We start from the raw sequence: 14,484 nt of genomic DNA, 5'->3' as shown, positions 1-14,484 counted from the left end.
TGTCTTATTTATGATGAATAAAGTTTTTACTTATGTATAAATGAATAAATTTTTTATATGATAATTTTAGAATACAGATTTTTACAGATTAGACAGACTGGCACTAATGGCTGCCCCAAAATCTGTGTTTTATTAAGTAAAATCAGCATTATCCGCGTTCCATAAATAGCTGGTAACAATTTAGATGAATTAATCATCTAAGAATAAAAAGTAATCTACTGAAAATCAAATAGTAAAACTCTGACTTTGATTTTGTCTCCTTTAATTTTGTCTCTTAAAGTTATAGATTTGACCTAAGAATACCTCTATTTTAGGCTTCAAAAGATTTTGTGAAAAAATCGAATTATGTAGCCACATAGCCGTCATTTATTAAGAAATTGGTGTGAATATACTTAAACAAGACTTAATTTTTAGCGAATGATTGTAACAAAAGCCCAATAAATATTGTTATTAAAACAATCGTTCTTATTTAAAATCATTCTAAATTTGCAGGAAAATTAGCAAGATAAAATAGAACTAATCGCATTAAAGCATAAATAACAAAACTTACTTACACAAAGATTAACTATCTAACAATCAATAATAAATATTAATGACCATTAACGAAATACAAGACGAAATTATAGAGGAGTTTTCCATTTTTGACAATAGAAATGATAGTTACAACTATATCATTGAATTGGGGAAAAACTTACCTCCTTATCCTGAGCAGTTTAGAACAGACGATAAACTCATCAAAGGTTGCCAATCCAAGGTGTGGGTACATCCCTATATCCAAGAGGGCAAAGTCCTATTTTATGGAGATAGCGATTCTACGCTGGTCAAAGGATTGGTGAGCTTAGTGGTGCGCGTACTTTCTAACCAAAAAGCAGAGGACATCGTCAAAGCTGACTTGTATTTCATAGATAAAATTGGCTTGCGTCAGATGCTTTCCATGAACCGCTCTAATGGATTTGCCTCTTTGGTCAAGCAAGTAAAACTTTACGCTTTTGCGTACCAAACCCAAGAAGTTTAGCCAATGGAACAAGGACAATTAGTAGTAGAACAACAAACACTACCAGTAGAAGAAAACTTACGAGATAGAGTAGTGGAAACCTTAAAAACAATTTATGACCCTGAAATTCCTGTAGATATATGGGAACTGGGTTTGATATACGAACTGACGGTTTATCCTGTAAACAATGTATTTATTCGCATGACCTTGACCTCTCCTGCCTGTCCCTCTGCGGAGGAGATTCCCGTAGAGGTCGAGAATAAGGTCAAGCACATGGAAGGGGTAAATGATGTAACGGTAGAGCTGACTTTTGACCCACCCTATACGATGGAAATGATGTCAGAAGCCGCAAGATTGGAACTTGGATTTATGTAAAAGTGTTAAGGATTTAAAATTGTTTGAAAATAGTTAAATACAGTCTGAGAAAGCAGTTATTTTATAAACGATTCCTCATGCCGTATTAAGAAAATTAATAACTCATAACTTATAACTAAAAATGTATCCAGAATATTTGACTACGCCAATGAAGCAAGATTTGACTTCAGTAGGTTTCGAAGATTTGACTACGCCAGAGCAGGTAGAGGAAGCTCTGAAAAGAAATGGGATTACACTCTTGGTAATAAATTCTGTTTGTGGTTGTGCGGCAGGTGCGGCACGTCCGGGAGTAAAATTGGCATTGAAAAATGCTGAGGTAAAGCCAGACCATTTAGTTACTGTCTTCGCAGGGGTGGACAAGGAAGCCGTAGAAACTGCCAGAAAGCACCTTTTGCCTTATCCTCCCTCCTCGCCTTCTATCGCTATTTTCAAAGATGGCGATTTAGTGCATTTTATTGAGCGTCATCACATAGAGGGAAGAAATGCGGAAATGATAGCTGAGCATTTAGAAGAGGCTTTTGAGGAATTTTGCTCAGTAGCATAGATTTTATTTTCTACTTTGACGTATTAAGTTGGGAAACAGCTTGGTACGTCTTTTATTTTTAAATCTATTTAGATGATTATTTGCAAACCTAAACCTGCCGTTCAGTTTGTTCTTTTTGCCTTGCTTGCTGTAACCTATGGCATTTCCTTTCTCTTGATTGGTTACATAGTTCAGGGAAAGCAATCTATTTGGCTCTATGGAGGTGTATTAATCAGCCTTATTGTTACTTTCTTGTTTACTATCCGAGTTCTCATAGGGCATAAAAGTCTATTCATTGACAAAGGAAAAATCTCTGTAAAATATCTTTTTCGTACTTATACTTTTGATGCTCAAGCTATTACCTCTTGGGAAGAAATAGAAATTAAAACATTTAATAATCAGGTCTTTAAGCAAATAGACTTGGTTTTAGAAAACCAAAAAGTCAGTTTTAGCCAGCAAGAGCATACGGACTACGATAAACTTTTACAGTTTCTGAAAAAAATTAAAAAGCAAGTCAAAGGGAAACCATGAAAATCAAAAAATCGCTTGTTTGGTGTAGAATATTCAAGTATTTCCCTTAGTTTTGCGACTCTATAAAAGACAGTAAGTCTTTGTATTGAAAAAATTATATTTTATCAGAATAAACATTAATCATATAACATCGTGAATACTAATCAAATATCTCTTATTCTCAATATAGTTTTACTTTTCGCCGTAGCTGTATTGTACTACTTACATTTTAGCTCATCCTCGCCTACTTCTTCATCAAGTACAGGCAACTCTTCCGTACCTGCTGGTCAGCAAGTGGTGTATATCAATACAGATAGCTTAGTACTTAACTATGACTATGTGAGTGATTTACAAAAAGATTTGGAAGAACGTAGAAATAATGCAGAGAAACAACTGGTGCTTAAACAAAGACAATTCCAACAAGAGGCAGAAAGTTTCCAAAAAAGATTCAGTGCAGGTTTAATGACTGAAAATGAGGCAAAAAACACGCAATCCTCTCTTTTGCAAAAAGAACAAACATTAAGAATAGAGGAGCAGAACTTGGCGGCAGGGCTAATGGAAACAGAACGCAAGCTCAATGCTCAATGGCTTGACTCTGTGATTACCTACCTCAAAGAGTATAACAAAGACAAAAACTATCAATTTATCTTTGGCTTTCAAAAAGGAGGCACTATCCTATTGAGTAATGATAAATTAGATATTACGAATGATGTCTTAAAAGGATTGAATGATAGATATAAAGCAGTAAAGAATACTACTTCTAAAACCGAACCAAATAAATAACCACGTATAAAATTTATGAAATTTGCCACCAAAGCAGTTCATGCAGGAGTAGAACCAGACCCATCGACAGGGGCTATTATGACTCCTATCTACCAAACCTCTACCTACGTACAAGCCTCTCCCGGCAACCACAAAGGCTATGAGTACGCTCGTACTCAAAACCCTACGCGCAACGCACTCCAAGCAAGCATTGCAGCATTAGAAAATGGGAAGCATGGCTTTTGCTTCTCGTCTGGCATGGGCGCAATAGATACGGTAATTAAACTCTTAAATCCTAATGATGAAGTAGTAGCGTGTAATGACTTATATGGTGGCACTTATCGCATTTTTAAGCGTGTTTTTGAAAAGTACGGCATCAAATTTCACTTTGTCCCAATGGACAAGGCAGAGAATATCCGTACTTTTATGAACTCCCAAACAAAATTAGTTTGGATAGAAACGCCTACCAATCCTCTGCTGAACATCATTGACATAGAGGCAGTAGCAAAAATCGCTCACGAATACGGAACTTTGCTTGCAGTGGACAATACTTTTGCTTCCCCTTATTTGCAAACTCCTTTGGATTTGGGGGCAGATATAGTGATGCACTCTGTTACAAAATACATAGCGGGACACTCTGACGTAGTTATGGGTGCTTTGGTTACAAACCATGATGATTTAGCGCAGCAGTTTGCCTTCTTGCAAAATGCGTGTGGTGCGGTACCTGCACCCCAAGATTGCTTTTTGGTTTTAAGAGGCATCAAAACCTTGCATTTGCGTATGCAAGCACACTGCGCCAATGGAGAAAAAATAGTACAGTTCCTACAAAATCACCCTAAAATAGACAAAGTTTGGCATCCAAGCCTTCCTTCACACCCCAATCACGACATTGCTAAAAAGCAAATGCGCGGATTTGGAGGAATGTTGTCTTTTACCTTGAAAGATGACAGCGTAGCTACTGCTATCAAGGTTTTAGAAAACTTCAAATTGTTCTCCTTAGCAGAGTCTTTGGGGGGAGTAGAGTCGCTTTGTGGACACCCTGCGACTATGACACACGCCAGTATCCCTAAAGCTGAACGAGAAAAAGCAGGATTAAAGGATTCTTTGATTCGCCTAAGCATAGGCATAGAAGATGCTGAGGATTTGATAGCAGACTTAGCCCAAGCACTTGGATAGCATATCTAATTGGGCTTTTTATAAAACTGTTCGGTGCGGTTGTTGTAAAGTAGATAGTAAGTACCTGATAGCAATGAAGAGCAGTCTATTTCATTTCCACTACCTTTGAGTACGGACTTATGATTAGCGTCTAATATCTCATACTTAACTACTTTGGAAAAATATATGGTAGTGGACACATTTTTAGGATAGAAATATACTTTTTCTTTGTCAGAAATAAATTCTATTTCATCAGAATAATAGAACTTTTCAGGGCTATCTATGTATTTGATTCTATATTTATTCAGTCCAGCAGTATGATTTACTTGCTGAGTATAATTATTTACTCCTCTTGTGCCTTTGGCAAGTATTGCTTTTTCTGCTTGCCAAGAACTATTTTTAAAAGTTTCTATAAAATACTGTCCATTTTCGCTTTCACTTCTACCTTCCCAGTAAAGTCCTTCTTCATCTACTTTTAACTTCCCAAAATGAAATTCTCCCCTTACCAAAAGTGCGTTAGGGTTCATTATCTTGGGTTTGCACTTGTCTTGATGAACAATCCTTACTTCTATTTTATCTCCTATTTTGAAATTCATGCTCCCTAAATCAAGCGTTATAACAGTAGAAGAAGGTGTTTTTATTTGTACCCCATTCACATAAATAGCAGAAATGCAGTAGTTGCTGCTCCCATCATGTGGATTTTGTATGTGTAGATTAATGCCATTATATACCCCGTTTATTTTTAGCTCCTCTGCAAAGAGCCGTAACGAAAAACATAAGCAAAATCCCAGCAAAGCAATTTTCTTTACATTTGTCATGAATTATAGGAAGCGAAAGTTTCATAAATATTAAACAGACAGTTGGTTTTCCTTACTTTGCTGCTCGATAATTGAAAAAACTAAAAAACGCATGTTGTAATAAAAAAGATAAGTTTTGTATTTATATCAATTAAACTTACAAAAATAATAATTTTGCAGATAATAATGAAAATTCTAATTTTAAAAAATTATGCCATTATTTGATTTTTCAGGTAAGAATGCCGTTATCACTGGAGCGGGCAGTGGAATAGGGAAGAGCATCGCCTTGCTTTTTTCTCAGCAGGGTGCACAGGTCTGTATCATCGACATTCATCAAGATAGTGCGCAAGACACAGTAGATGAAATTCGTAGGCAAGGTGGGGAAGCGCAGTGTTTTGCTTGTAATGTAGCCAATCAGCAGGAAGTATTTAGCACAATTCACAAAATTAAGCAAGAAATAGGAGATATTCATATATTGGTGAATAATGCAGGGATTGCACATGTGGGGAACTTAGAGAATACTTCAGAAGCAGATTTTGAGCGTATTGTAAATGTAAATATCAAAGGGGTTTACAATATGCTGTATGCAGTCGTACCCCAAATGAAAAATCAAGGCGGCGGGGTAATACTAAACATGGCTTCTGTAGCGGCTTTGGTGGGCATAGCAGACCGTTTTGCTTATTCTATGAGCAAAGGAGCAGTGATAAGCATGACCCTGTCAGTAGCCAAAGATTACCTGCCCTATCATATACGCTGTAATAGTATTTCCCCAGCAAGGGTACATACTCCCTTTGTAGATGGGTTTATCGCTAAAAATTACGTAGGTAAGGAAAAAGAAGTTTTTGAGAAACTATCCCAATCTCAACCCATTGGACGTATGGGTAAGCCAGAGGAAGTAGCTGCCTTAGCTTTATTTCTGTGTTCTGACGAGGCAGGTTTTATTACAGGTTGTGATTATCCAATTGACGGAGGGTTTGTAAAACTCAATAGCTGAGAGAGAATTCCCATAAAATACAACTTTAATTCACAATTTAATTAACAAAAATTTTAGCAAATATGAATAGAATTTCATAATTTTGCACCTCAATTTGAAAGAGGTGGTGAAAATCTCTTTTTGTAGTAATAAGTTGGCAACATTTAATCCAAGATAAACAATGAATATCGCAGAAATCGAGAGCAAGTTGAATAGCTTAAAAATTCAACAAGCAGAGCAGTTTAAAAAGAAAAAAGCAGAACGCGACAATACCGCTTTGTCTGCTATCCGTGAGGAGATGAACAAGTTAAAAGAAGAAGCTACTGCTATTTATAAAGGTAAGAAGAAATAATTTTATCTTAAAAAATAGCGTACTACTCAGATTTTTTCGTTTTTGAAAAATATTTTATCTGACAAAATAAGCAACATTACAGTTTTTTTAATTGAATCAAACCAATGGAAATCAAAGCACAAGACGTAAATAAATTAAGGCAACTGACAGGGGCAGGCATGATGGATTGCAAAAAAGCCTTGACAGAAGCCGAAGGCGATTTTGAGAAAGCCATCGACATTCTCCGCAAAAAAGGTCAAAAAATCTCCGCCGCACGTGCTGACCGTACAGCAAGCGAAGGAGCTATCTTCATCAAAACAAACGAAGCAAAAACAGAAGGAGTCATTATTTCTTTGAACTGTGAAACAGACTTCGTAGCTAAGAATGAGGACTTTGTGGCTCTTGGAAACAAGATTTTGGACAAGGTATTCGAAACGAAACCTGCTTCTATTGAGGAAATTAACGGATTGTCTATAGAAGGAAAAACAGTAAGCGAACTCTTGACTGAGATTATTGGTAAAATTGGGGAGAAAATCGAGGTAGGTGCTTATGAAACCATCTCTGGTGAAAAAATAGTTTCTTATTTGCATGGAACAAGAGTAGGGGTATTAGTAGCCTTGAAAAATGTCAATGGAGGAAGCGTAGAAGAAGCGGGTAAAGATGTAGCTATGCAAATAGCAGCAATGAAGCCTGTTGCAGTAGATAAAGACGATGTCGCCCCTACGATTATCGAGAGAGAAATAGAAATTGGCAAGGAGCAGGCAAGACAAGAAGGCAAGCCAGAAGCTATGTTAGAAAAAATTGCTTTGGGAAAACTCAATAAGTTTTACAAAGACAATACTTTGCTGAACCAAGAGTTTGTCAAAGACAATACTAAATCTATCGCTCAATATTTGGAAGGCGTACAAAAAGGCTTGACAGTATCCGCTTTCAAGAGAGTAGCTGTAGGTGCTTAGTAAATAGATATTTCTTTCTTTACATACAGGATTAGAGAAATTCTAATCCTGTTTTTTTATTGCTTTACAGTTTTGACCTCCAGCCAATACACCACCCCTAAAAATAACACTATCAAAAAGTTATGAAATAAAAAGTTAGGAATAAGACTCCCAAAATCTATCTGATAATGAATCAATATCAACACACTTGCTAAGCCGATATACCCCAAAGCCGACTTTAAACTGTACGGAATAGGATAATATTTTTGCCCATAACCGTAGCACAAAGCACTCATACTGAAATAACAAAGCAATGTTACTAAGGCACTGCCCATGTACCCCAACATTGGAATCAGTAACAAGTTCCCAACTACTGTAATCAACGAACCTACTCCACTGAATATCAGGCTAAAGTAGGTTTTATCTGTAACTTTGAACCAAACAGTCAGGTTATAGTAAACCCCTAAAAAAAGATTAGCCAAGAGCAAGAACGGCACAATATTAATGCCTTCTCTGTATTCTTCTTTCCTAAGAAAAAATTGCAATATGTCCAAGTTTACGCTAACAGCTAAGTACATGAAAGACAAGACAATAATAAAGTAGTGCATTACTTTGGCAAAAAGTTCTGGCGAGTTTTTGTCCTCGGCTTTGGAAAAGAAAAAAGGCTCGCCTGCGTATCGGAATGCCTGCACTGCCAAAGAAATAAAAATCGACAATTTATAACAAGCCGAGTAAATGCCCAAAGCATCTAAACTTGTTTTTCCTGCATAAAATCCCACAGGAAGCCAATATTTGAGCAAATCCCTGTCCAAAACCTCGTTCACTGCTCCTGCTAAGCCCGTGAAAAGCAAAGGATAAGCATACACCAACATTTCTTTGAGGCGAGCAGAAGGGAACTGAAACTTAAATCCTTTGAAGGTTTGGCGGAGGAAAAATAATTGTAAAAAATTAACAAAAAGATTGATGCCAAAAACATAAGTCAAGGCGTTTTCAGGCTGGTAAATATGGGCAATTGTGGGTTTTAAGTTGGAGAAGCCAAACCAAAAATCAGAAGAATCAGTTAAAATATGATGGCAGAAATACAAGAAAAAAATATTGAGGAGAATATTCATCAAAATATTGCTGATTTTGATGAGGGCAAATTGCTTGGCTTTGTTTTCTTGTCGCAAGCGAGCAAAGGGAATAGCTACTATCGCATCAACGCCAAAAAGTAAGGCAAAAATAATTACATCTATTTGCCTATCAGGGTATTGCATTAGATTTGCTAAGGACTTAGAAAAAAGTATCAGCGAGGAAGAGAAAAGCAGAGAACTTAGGCAAATAGCACTTAAAGTGGTTTGATAGATTTCTTGGGGTGAGTTTTCTTTTTTGGAGGCAAAGCGGAAATAGGCTGTTTCCATACCAAAAAGATAAATCACATTAAAAATAGCGGCTTTGGCATAAAAATCGGACATGATGCCATAGTCTTTGGCTACGAAGACCGCCGTATAAAATGGAACAAGTAAATAGTTCAATACTCTGCCTACAATGCTACTTAGACCATAATAGGCTGTGTCTGAGGCAAGTTTCTTTAAAATTTGCATCTAAAAAATCCATTTATCTGCCACCAAAGTCAAAGCTACTCCAGCTACTGCCCCTGAGAGTATGAGATTCCACTCTCTACTTTTTACTTTTAAAAATGAAATCAAAATGAAAGAAATCAACAAAGTCGCCGCCACAATAGCTAATTGACCTATTTCTAACCCCACATTGAAAGCAAATAAAGGTAAGGTAATATTTTCTGCTTGCCCTAAGAGAGCAGTAAGGTAGTTGGAAAAGCCCAAGCCATGAATCAATCCAAAAAAGACAGCAAAAAAGTAGCGTAAATTGTCTTTCTTGATTTCTGTCTTACGAAAAAAATTGAGTAAACACGTAAATAAAATAGTAATCGGAATCAAAAACTCTATCAAGTCAGTATTAAAACGGACAATTTTAAGCGTTGCCAAAGCTAAGGTAATAGAATGACCTACGGTGAAAGCAGTTACCAAAATAAGTAATTTTTTCCAGTCTTTGAGCTGGTAAACGGCACACAAAGCCATGACAAACAAGATATGGTCATATCCATTAGGGTCGGTGATATGGTCAAAGCCGACCCTCAAATAAAGTTGGAAATCAGACATTTATAAAATGTTTGAAAGTTAGCAATTAAACATCTACTCTTGCGTACCTTGCATTTTTTTCTATAAAGGCACGCCTTGGAGCTACCTCATCTCCCATGAGCATGGCAAACAAGTGGTCAGCCTCAGCCGCAGACTCTATATCTACTCTTTTTAGGCTTCTTGTTTCAGGGTTCATGGTGGTTTCCCAAAGTTGTTCAGGGTTCATCTCCCCCAAACCTTTATAACGCTGAACAATAACACTATCGTCTTTTCCCCCTCCTAATTTCATGACTGCTTGCTCTCTTTGCATTTCCGTCCAGCAGTATTCCTGCTGTTTGCCTTTCTTCACCAAATAAAGAGGTGGTTGGGCAATATAGAGATAGCCCTGCTCTATCAAGTCTTTCATGTATCGGAAAAAGAAGGTCAAAATCAAGGTTCTAATGTGACTACCGTCCACGTCAGCATCTGTCATGATAATAATTTTGTGGTAACGCAATTTGTCCAGATTCAAGGCTTTTTCGTCATCTTCTTTTCCAAAACTTACTCCTAATGCGGTAATAATATTTTTAATCTCCTCGTTATCATAAATCTTATGTTCTTGGGCTTTTTCTACATTCAAGATTTTTCCTCTAAGGGGTAAAATTGCTTGGAAAGCGCGATTTCTTCCTTGTTTGGCAGAACCACCCGCTGAGTCCCCTTCTACCAAATAGAGTTCGCACAAGGCGGCATCTTTCTCTGAGCAGTCCGCTAACTTGCCGGGAAGTCCTGAGCCACCCAGAGCAGTTTTGCGCTGCACAGCTTCCCTTGCTTTGCGTGCGGCTTCTCTTGCTTGAGCTGCTAAGATTACTTTTTGGATAATGAGCTTTGCCTCTTTGGGGTTTTCTTCTAAGTAAGAGTTGAGAATATCCCCTACACAAGTATCCACCGCTCCCATGACCTCAGAGTTACCCAATTTGGTTTTTGTCTGCCCTTCGAACTGAGGCTCTGCGACTTTAACAGAAATGATGGCAGTCAACCCTTCGCGGAAGTCATCACCCGTGATTTCTACCTTTGCTTTCTCTAACATTCCGCTTTTTTCTGCATAAGACTTCAAGGTACGCGTCAAGGCACGCCTGAAACCCGCTACGTGTGTCCCTCCTTCGTGAGTATTGATATTATTTACGTAAGAAAAAACGTTTTCATTGTAGGAGTTGTTATATAAAATGGCTACCTGCACAGGCACATTTCCTTTGTCGTTTTCTACATAAATAGGCTCGGGAATAAGTTTAGTCCTGCCAGAGTCTAAAAACTCTACAAACTCTTTTAAACCTCCTTCTGAGTAAAATTCTTCTTTTAAAAACTCGCCATTTTCGTCTTTTTCTCTAAAATCAGTCAAGAAAATACGGATTCCTGCGTTCAAAAATGCCAACTCACGCAAGCGCGTTGCTATGGTTTCGTATTTATATACAGTGCTTGTAAATATACTATCATCTGGGAGGAAAGTTACCTCTGTGCCTCTTTGCCCATCTAATATCTCTCCTACAGGTCTGACAGGATACAGAGGAGTGCCTTTGGCGTATTCTTGTTGGTAAATCTTTCCATTTCTAAATACTCTCACTTTCAAGTGATTAGAAAGTGCATTTACGCAAGAAACTCCTACACCATGCAGACCGCCTGAAACTTTGTAAGAATCTTTGTCAAACTTACCGCCTGCATGAAGGACAGTCATTACTACTTCTAAAGCGGAGCGACCTTCTTTGGGGTGAATATCTACAGGAATCCCTCGCCCATTATCTAAGACAGTAATAGAGTTATCTTCATTAATAAATACCTTAATTTCAGTACAATAGCCAGCTAAGGCTTCGTCAATAGAGTTATCTACTACTTCCCAAACCAAGTGGTGCAAACCTTTGATGCCAATATCCCCGATATACATAGCAGGACGCATTCTTACCGCTTCTAAACCTTCCAATACTTGGATATTGTCTGCTGAGTACGTACTTACTTTTTCTTCTACCTCTTGCATGATGCTAATGATAAATTATAAATGATAAGCTATAAATTATGTCTTCCAATACATTGATAATAAACAATTTGTAGCTATAAACTACAAACTAAAAATAGTGAATTACCAAGATGCAAAGGTAGGCATTTTTTATTTAGATAGCAAATTATTTGGCGTATGAGGTACTTATATAAAAATTCATAAAAAAATTATCTATTTTCCAATATCAAATACAGATTCGTTTATAACTTGCATAGTTACTATTCTTTAACATATCGATTAAAATAAAAATTTAAAATTATGGAAGACAGGCATATTGAAATTGATGGACATAAGTACCCTATCCAAGACGAGTACTTCCCTCTCAGTCTGAAATCTCCTTTTATGTATGGAGAAAATTCTCTGAAGGTACAAAAGTATCTGAATATGGTTTACCAAGCCAAATTGACAGAACATGGCATTTACGGTCATGCTACTGCAAAAGCAGTAAAAAATAACATGGAAATTGACGAAATTACGGAAGAGCGTTTCAAAGTAATCCAAAACTACCTTGATGCGATGGCATAGAGGAACGATTTATTTTGAGAACTCTACAAAATTTGCCTAAAAACTTGTCAGATTATGAAAGTCTGACAAGTTTTCTCTCTAATAACTAATCAAGAATTAGTTTTTGTTTTTTGCAAGAAATGACTTTTTGGACAGCCTAATCATTGACTCGCTTAAAATCCATACTCACTTATCAAATATACCAAAGCTGCCATCGCTCCTGCTCCCAAAGCAAGCTCTCTGGGATTTACTTTGTCAAAAGTGTCCTGCTCGGTATGGTGCAAGTCAAAATAACGTTGTGAATCAGGGACATAGCCAATAAGTACAGTATTTTGATTTCTTAGAGGGCTAATGTCTGCTCCACCACCACCTTTTTTGATAGCAGTAATGCCGTAAGGTTCTAATAGAGGCACCCAAGTTTGCATTTTTTGCAAAATATCTGGGGGGCTTCCGTACCAAATTCTCTTGGGGTAAAACCTCCCCTATCTGACTCTATAGCGGCGATGTGTTTCTCATTCTGTTCCAAAGCCAGTTTGGCATATTCCAGCCCCCCTCTCAACCCATTTTCTTCATTCATAAACATCACAGCACGAATAGTTCTTTTAGGTTTGATATTCAGGACTTTAAATATTCTCAAGACTTCAATAGCCTGCATACAGCCTGTCCCATCATCATGCGCTCCCTCTGCTAAGTCCCAAGAGTCCAGATGTCCCCCTACTGCGATAATCTCCTCTGGTTTTTCGCTTCCCTTGATTTCCCCAATTACATTATAAGAAAGCACATCAGGTAGCATTTGGCAGTGTGTTTCGAAGTGGAAAAGTAAAGTGGTATCATTTTTCAATAACTCACTTAGCAGTTCTGCTCCTTTGGTGCTGATAGCTACCGCAGGAATCTGACGGACAAATTGATAGCGTGTGCTACCCGTATGCGGAAAGTCATCTATATTAGAAGCCAAAGACCGAACAACTACGCCCACCGCACCTAATTTTGCTGCCTCAGAAGGTCCGGCACCTCGCTGGTCTGAAGCCCCTGCATACGCCTCAAAAGTATTAAATTTTGTAGCGTCCATAGGGCGATTAAAAAATACTATTTTACCATTTACTTTGGCTTTACCAAGTGCTTTTAATTCCTCAAAACTTTTGACTTCCACTACCTTAGCCGTAATACCTCCTTTCCCTGTGCCTACAGAGTTTCCCAAAGCAACTACCCTTACTTCTTGCTCTCCTATATGCTTAGAATTTAATATTTTACCTATCTCCTTTGCGCCTCTAACCCAATGAGGTACCATGACAGGTTGGAGGTAAACCCTATCTAATTTCATGGTATCCATGATGTAACGGGTAAACTCCACTGCGGCGGCGGCCTGAGGCGAGCCACTCAGTCTCGCGCCTATTTTCTTGCACAGATATGCTAATTGTGCGTATGCTTGCCCTCTAAGGAGAGCCTCATCATAGACTTGGCGAATAACTACAGAATCTTTTTTCTGGGCAAAACTACCTGAAAAAGAACAAAGTAGAATATTGAATGATGCGAAAATGGTATAGACAACTAACAAAAATTTGTTCATGACTTTAGTATTTAAGATGATTATTTAGCAAAAATAAGAATTAAGAAAAAAAGCCTAATAAATCAGGTTTAATCACAAAAAATAAGATATTTTAAAAACAAAGCATCTGCTATGGAACAATTATTGATTAATGTAGTTTGTTTTTAAACATAATTTGGTTTATATGTGAATTTAAAATTTACCCAAATTTTTATCAATGAGAAAGTTATTTTTTCCCTTAGTTGTGCTAATCAGCATGATAGGAAGTACATCAGCTCAATCTACCAAAGATTCCAAAGTAGAAACTGTACTGAATGGCATGAGTGAAAGATACAAAAGTTTTAAATCTTTTGAAGCAGATTTCACTTATGCAATAGAGAGTACCCAAGAAAAAATCAAGGATTCCCAAGAGGGGAATATCATCGTAAAAGGAGAAAAGTTCAGACTCAGGATAGGTGACCAAGAAGTGTTTAACAATATGAATACCGTCTGGACTTATCTAAAAGGAGAAAATGAAGTAACCATTACAGACTATGACCCTGATAGTGGCGATATTACTCCTGCCGAAGTTTATAATATGTATAAAAAAGGCTTTAAATATACTTTTGCCGATGAAGCAGGTGAGGCAGATACCAGGCTATACGATGTAGTGGATTTGGTTCCAGAAGACAGAAACCTCAACTATTTCAAAGTACGCTTAGTGATAGATAAAAAAACGAAAGACTTAAAAAGTTGGAAAGTTTTTGAAAAAAATGGTCGCAGATTTTTATATACTATCGTTAAGTTCACGCCCAATGTAGCCGTAAAAGACAGCGATTTTACCTTTGATAAAACCAAATATCCCAAAGTAAAGATAGTAGATTTGAGATAATTGCTTATATTTAATTTTTTATGTGTATTTTCTTTTCCTAAACA

General features: G+C 37.2%; 17 protein-coding genes. 11 read left to right on the top strand and 6 right to left on the bottom strand.

Annotated elements, in window-relative coordinates:
* The first annotated feature begins 592 nt into the window (after positions 1–592).
* From BM141_RS06585 to BM141_RS06560, 6 genes are all read left to right on the top strand, one after another.
* A complete protein-coding gene (locus BM141_RS06585) occupies positions 593–1,015 on the top strand; it encodes a SufE family protein (protein WP_091542116.1) in 423 nt (140 codons plus the stop codon).
* A 3-nt stretch (positions 1,016–1,018) separates the two neighbouring features.
* Positions 1,019–1,369, top strand: coding sequence for a DUF59 domain-containing protein (locus tag BM141_RS06580; RefSeq protein ID WP_091542113.1), 351 nt, complete (start codon positions 1,019–1,021; stop codon positions 1,367–1,369).
* 121 nt (positions 1,370–1,490) lie between these two features.
* Positions 1,491–1,913, top strand: coding sequence for a BrxA/BrxB family bacilliredoxin (locus BM141_RS06575; protein ID WP_091542111.1), 423 nt, complete (start codon positions 1,491–1,493; stop codon positions 1,911–1,913).
* 72 nt (positions 1,914–1,985) lie between these two features.
* Complete coding sequence (locus tag BM141_RS06570) at positions 1,986–2,423, top strand: hypothetical protein (RefSeq protein WP_091542108.1); 438 nt, start codon at positions 1,986–1,988, stop codon at positions 2,421–2,423.
* A 132-nt stretch (positions 2,424–2,555) separates the two neighbouring features.
* Positions 2,556–3,185, top strand: a complete 630-nt coding sequence (locus BM141_RS06565; RefSeq protein WP_177217290.1) for an OmpH/Skp family outer membrane protein — start codon at positions 2,556–2,558, stop codon at positions 3,183–3,185.
* Between the two features lie 15 nt (positions 3,186–3,200).
* Positions 3,201–4,340: a cystathionine gamma-synthase gene (locus BM141_RS06560; RefSeq protein ID WP_091542102.1), complete on the top strand. Its 1,140-nt coding sequence runs from the start codon at positions 3,201–3,203 to the stop codon at positions 4,338–4,340.
* 5 nt (positions 4,341–4,345) lie between these two features.
* On the opposite strand, the gene BM141_RS06555 is transcribed toward BM141_RS06560, so the two are convergent.
* On the bottom strand, positions 4,346–5,137 hold the full coding sequence (locus tag BM141_RS06555) for a hypothetical protein (protein ID WP_091542099.1): 792 nt from the start codon (positions 5,135–5,137) through the stop codon (positions 4,346–4,348).
* A gap of 190 nt (positions 5,138–5,327) precedes the next feature.
* On the opposite strand from BM141_RS06555, the gene BM141_RS06550 reads away from it, so the two are divergent.
* The 3 genes from BM141_RS06550 (at position 5,328) to tsf (ending at position 7,376) form a co-directional block, all read left to right on the top strand.
* Complete coding sequence (locus BM141_RS06550; RefSeq protein WP_091542096.1) at positions 5,328–6,110, top strand: SDR family NAD(P)-dependent oxidoreductase; 783 nt, start codon at positions 5,328–5,330, stop codon at positions 6,108–6,110.
* 160 nt (positions 6,111–6,270) lie between these two features.
* Positions 6,271–6,441, top strand: coding sequence for a hypothetical protein (locus BM141_RS22825; protein WP_177217289.1), 171 nt, complete (start codon positions 6,271–6,273; stop codon positions 6,439–6,441).
* 104 nt (positions 6,442–6,545) lie between these two features.
* On the top strand, positions 6,546–7,376 hold the full coding sequence (gene tsf / locus BM141_RS06545) for a translation elongation factor Ts (RefSeq protein ID WP_091542093.1): 831 nt from the start codon (positions 6,546–6,548) through the stop codon (positions 7,374–7,376).
* Positions 7,377–7,432: 56 nt separating this feature from the next.
* On the opposite strand, the gene BM141_RS06540 is transcribed toward tsf, so the two are convergent.
* Genes BM141_RS06540 through gyrB form a run of 3 tightly spaced genes read right to left on the bottom strand, consistent with a single transcriptional unit; the run spans position 7,433 to position 11,498 of the window.
* Positions 7,433–8,938 (bottom strand): lipopolysaccharide biosynthesis protein, encoded by a 1,506-nt coding sequence (locus BM141_RS06540; RefSeq protein WP_091542091.1) that lies wholly within the window; start codon positions 8,936–8,938, stop codon positions 7,433–7,435.
* Positions 8,939–9,514 carry a HupE/UreJ family protein gene (locus BM141_RS06535; protein WP_091542088.1) on the bottom strand — a complete coding sequence of 192 codons (576 nt, stop codon included), beginning with the start codon at positions 9,512–9,514 and terminating at the stop codon, positions 8,939–8,941. It lies immediately after the preceding gene.
* A gap of 25 nt (positions 9,515–9,539) precedes the next feature.
* Positions 9,540–11,498 carry a DNA topoisomerase (ATP-hydrolyzing) subunit B gene (gene gyrB / locus BM141_RS06530; protein ID WP_091542085.1) on the bottom strand — a complete coding sequence of 653 codons (1,959 nt, stop codon included), beginning with the start codon at positions 11,496–11,498 and terminating at the stop codon, positions 9,540–9,542.
* 279 nt (positions 11,499–11,777) lie between these two features.
* Here gyrB and BM141_RS06525 point away from each other — a divergent pair, with 279 nt between their 5' ends.
* A complete protein-coding gene (locus BM141_RS06525; RefSeq protein WP_091542082.1) occupies positions 11,778–12,044 on the top strand; it encodes a hypothetical protein in 267 nt (88 codons plus the stop codon).
* Between the two features lie 152 nt (positions 12,045–12,196).
* Here the strand turns inward: BM141_RS06525 and BM141_RS23725 are convergent, their stop codons facing one another.
* Both BM141_RS23725 and BM141_RS06520 read right to left on the bottom strand, forming a co-directional pair.
* Positions 12,197–12,448, bottom strand: a complete 252-nt coding sequence (locus BM141_RS23725) for a hypothetical protein (protein ID WP_317039437.1) — start codon at positions 12,446–12,448, stop codon at positions 12,197–12,199.
* Positions 12,424–13,590, bottom strand: a complete 1,167-nt coding sequence (locus BM141_RS06520) for a M28 family peptidase (protein WP_317039436.1) — start codon at positions 13,588–13,590, stop codon at positions 12,424–12,426. The genes BM141_RS23725 and BM141_RS06520 overlap by 25 nt, the downstream gene beginning before the upstream one ends.
* 196 nt (positions 13,591–13,786) lie before the next feature.
* Here BM141_RS06520 and BM141_RS06515 point away from each other — a divergent pair, with 196 nt between their 5' ends.
* Positions 13,787–14,440 carry an outer membrane lipoprotein periplasmic chaperone LolA1 gene (locus BM141_RS06515; RefSeq protein ID WP_091542079.1) on the top strand — a complete coding sequence of 218 codons (654 nt, stop codon included), beginning with the start codon at positions 13,787–13,789 and terminating at the stop codon, positions 14,438–14,440.
* Positions 14,441–14,484 lie beyond the last annotated feature (44 nt).

Origin of the sequence: Thermoflexibacter ruber (genome assembly GCF_900113045.1) — a bacterium.
Taxonomy (GTDB): domain Bacteria; phylum Bacteroidota; class Bacteroidia; order Cytophagales; family Thermoflexibacteraceae; genus Thermoflexibacter; species Thermoflexibacter ruber.
The sequence above is the reverse complement of the archived record's forward strand: the minus strand, read 5'-3'. Positions and strand labels throughout refer to the sequence as shown.

Excerpts from the sequence above, each read along its gene's own strand:
- BM141_RS06570 (WP_091542108.1), top strand. The coding sequence starts at position 1,986 with ATGATTATTTGCAAACCTAAACCTGCCGTTCAGTTTGTTCTTTTTGCC.
- BM141_RS06585 (WP_091542116.1), top strand. The coding sequence starts at position 593 with ATGACCATTAACGAAATACAAGACGAAATTATAGAGGAGTTTTCCATT.
- BM141_RS23725 (WP_317039437.1), bottom strand. The coding sequence starts at position 12,448 with ATGCAAACTTGGGTGCCTCTATTAGAACCTTACGGCATTACTGCTATC.
- BM141_RS06550 (WP_091542096.1), top strand. The coding sequence starts at position 5,328 with ATGCCATTATTTGATTTTTCAGGTAAGAATGCCGTTATCACTGGAGCG.
- BM141_RS06560 (WP_091542102.1), top strand. The coding sequence starts at position 3,201 with ATGAAATTTGCCACCAAAGCAGTTCATGCAGGAGTAGAACCAGACCCA.
- BM141_RS06535 (WP_091542088.1), bottom strand. The coding sequence starts at position 9,514 with ATGTCTGATTTCCAACTTTATTTGAGGGTCGGCTTTGACCATATCACC.
- BM141_RS22825 (WP_177217289.1), top strand. The coding sequence starts at position 6,271 with ATGAATATCGCAGAAATCGAGAGCAAGTTGAATAGCTTAAAAATTCAA.
- BM141_RS06575 (WP_091542111.1), top strand. The coding sequence starts at position 1,491 with ATGTATCCAGAATATTTGACTACGCCAATGAAGCAAGATTTGACTTCA.
- tsf (WP_091542093.1), top strand. The coding sequence starts at position 6,546 with ATGGAAATCAAAGCACAAGACGTAAATAAATTAAGGCAACTGACAGGG.
- BM141_RS06580 (WP_091542113.1), top strand. The coding sequence starts at position 1,019 with ATGGAACAAGGACAATTAGTAGTAGAACAACAAACACTACCAGTAGAA.
- BM141_RS06555 (WP_091542099.1), bottom strand. The coding sequence starts at position 5,137 with ATGACAAATGTAAAGAAAATTGCTTTGCTGGGATTTTGCTTATGTTTT.
- BM141_RS06515 (WP_091542079.1), top strand. The coding sequence starts at position 13,787 with ATGAGAAAGTTATTTTTTCCCTTAGTTGTGCTAATCAGCATGATAGGA.
- BM141_RS06520 (WP_317039436.1), bottom strand. The coding sequence starts at position 13,590 with ATGAACAAATTTTTGTTAGTTGTCTATACCATTTTCGCATCATTCAAT.
- BM141_RS06525 (WP_091542082.1), top strand. The coding sequence starts at position 11,778 with ATGGAAGACAGGCATATTGAAATTGATGGACATAAGTACCCTATCCAA.
- gyrB (WP_091542085.1), bottom strand. The coding sequence starts at position 11,498 with ATGCAAGAGGTAGAAGAAAAAGTAAGTACGTACTCAGCAGACAATATC.
- BM141_RS06540 (WP_091542091.1), bottom strand. The coding sequence starts at position 8,938 with ATGCAAATTTTAAAGAAACTTGCCTCAGACACAGCCTATTATGGTCTA.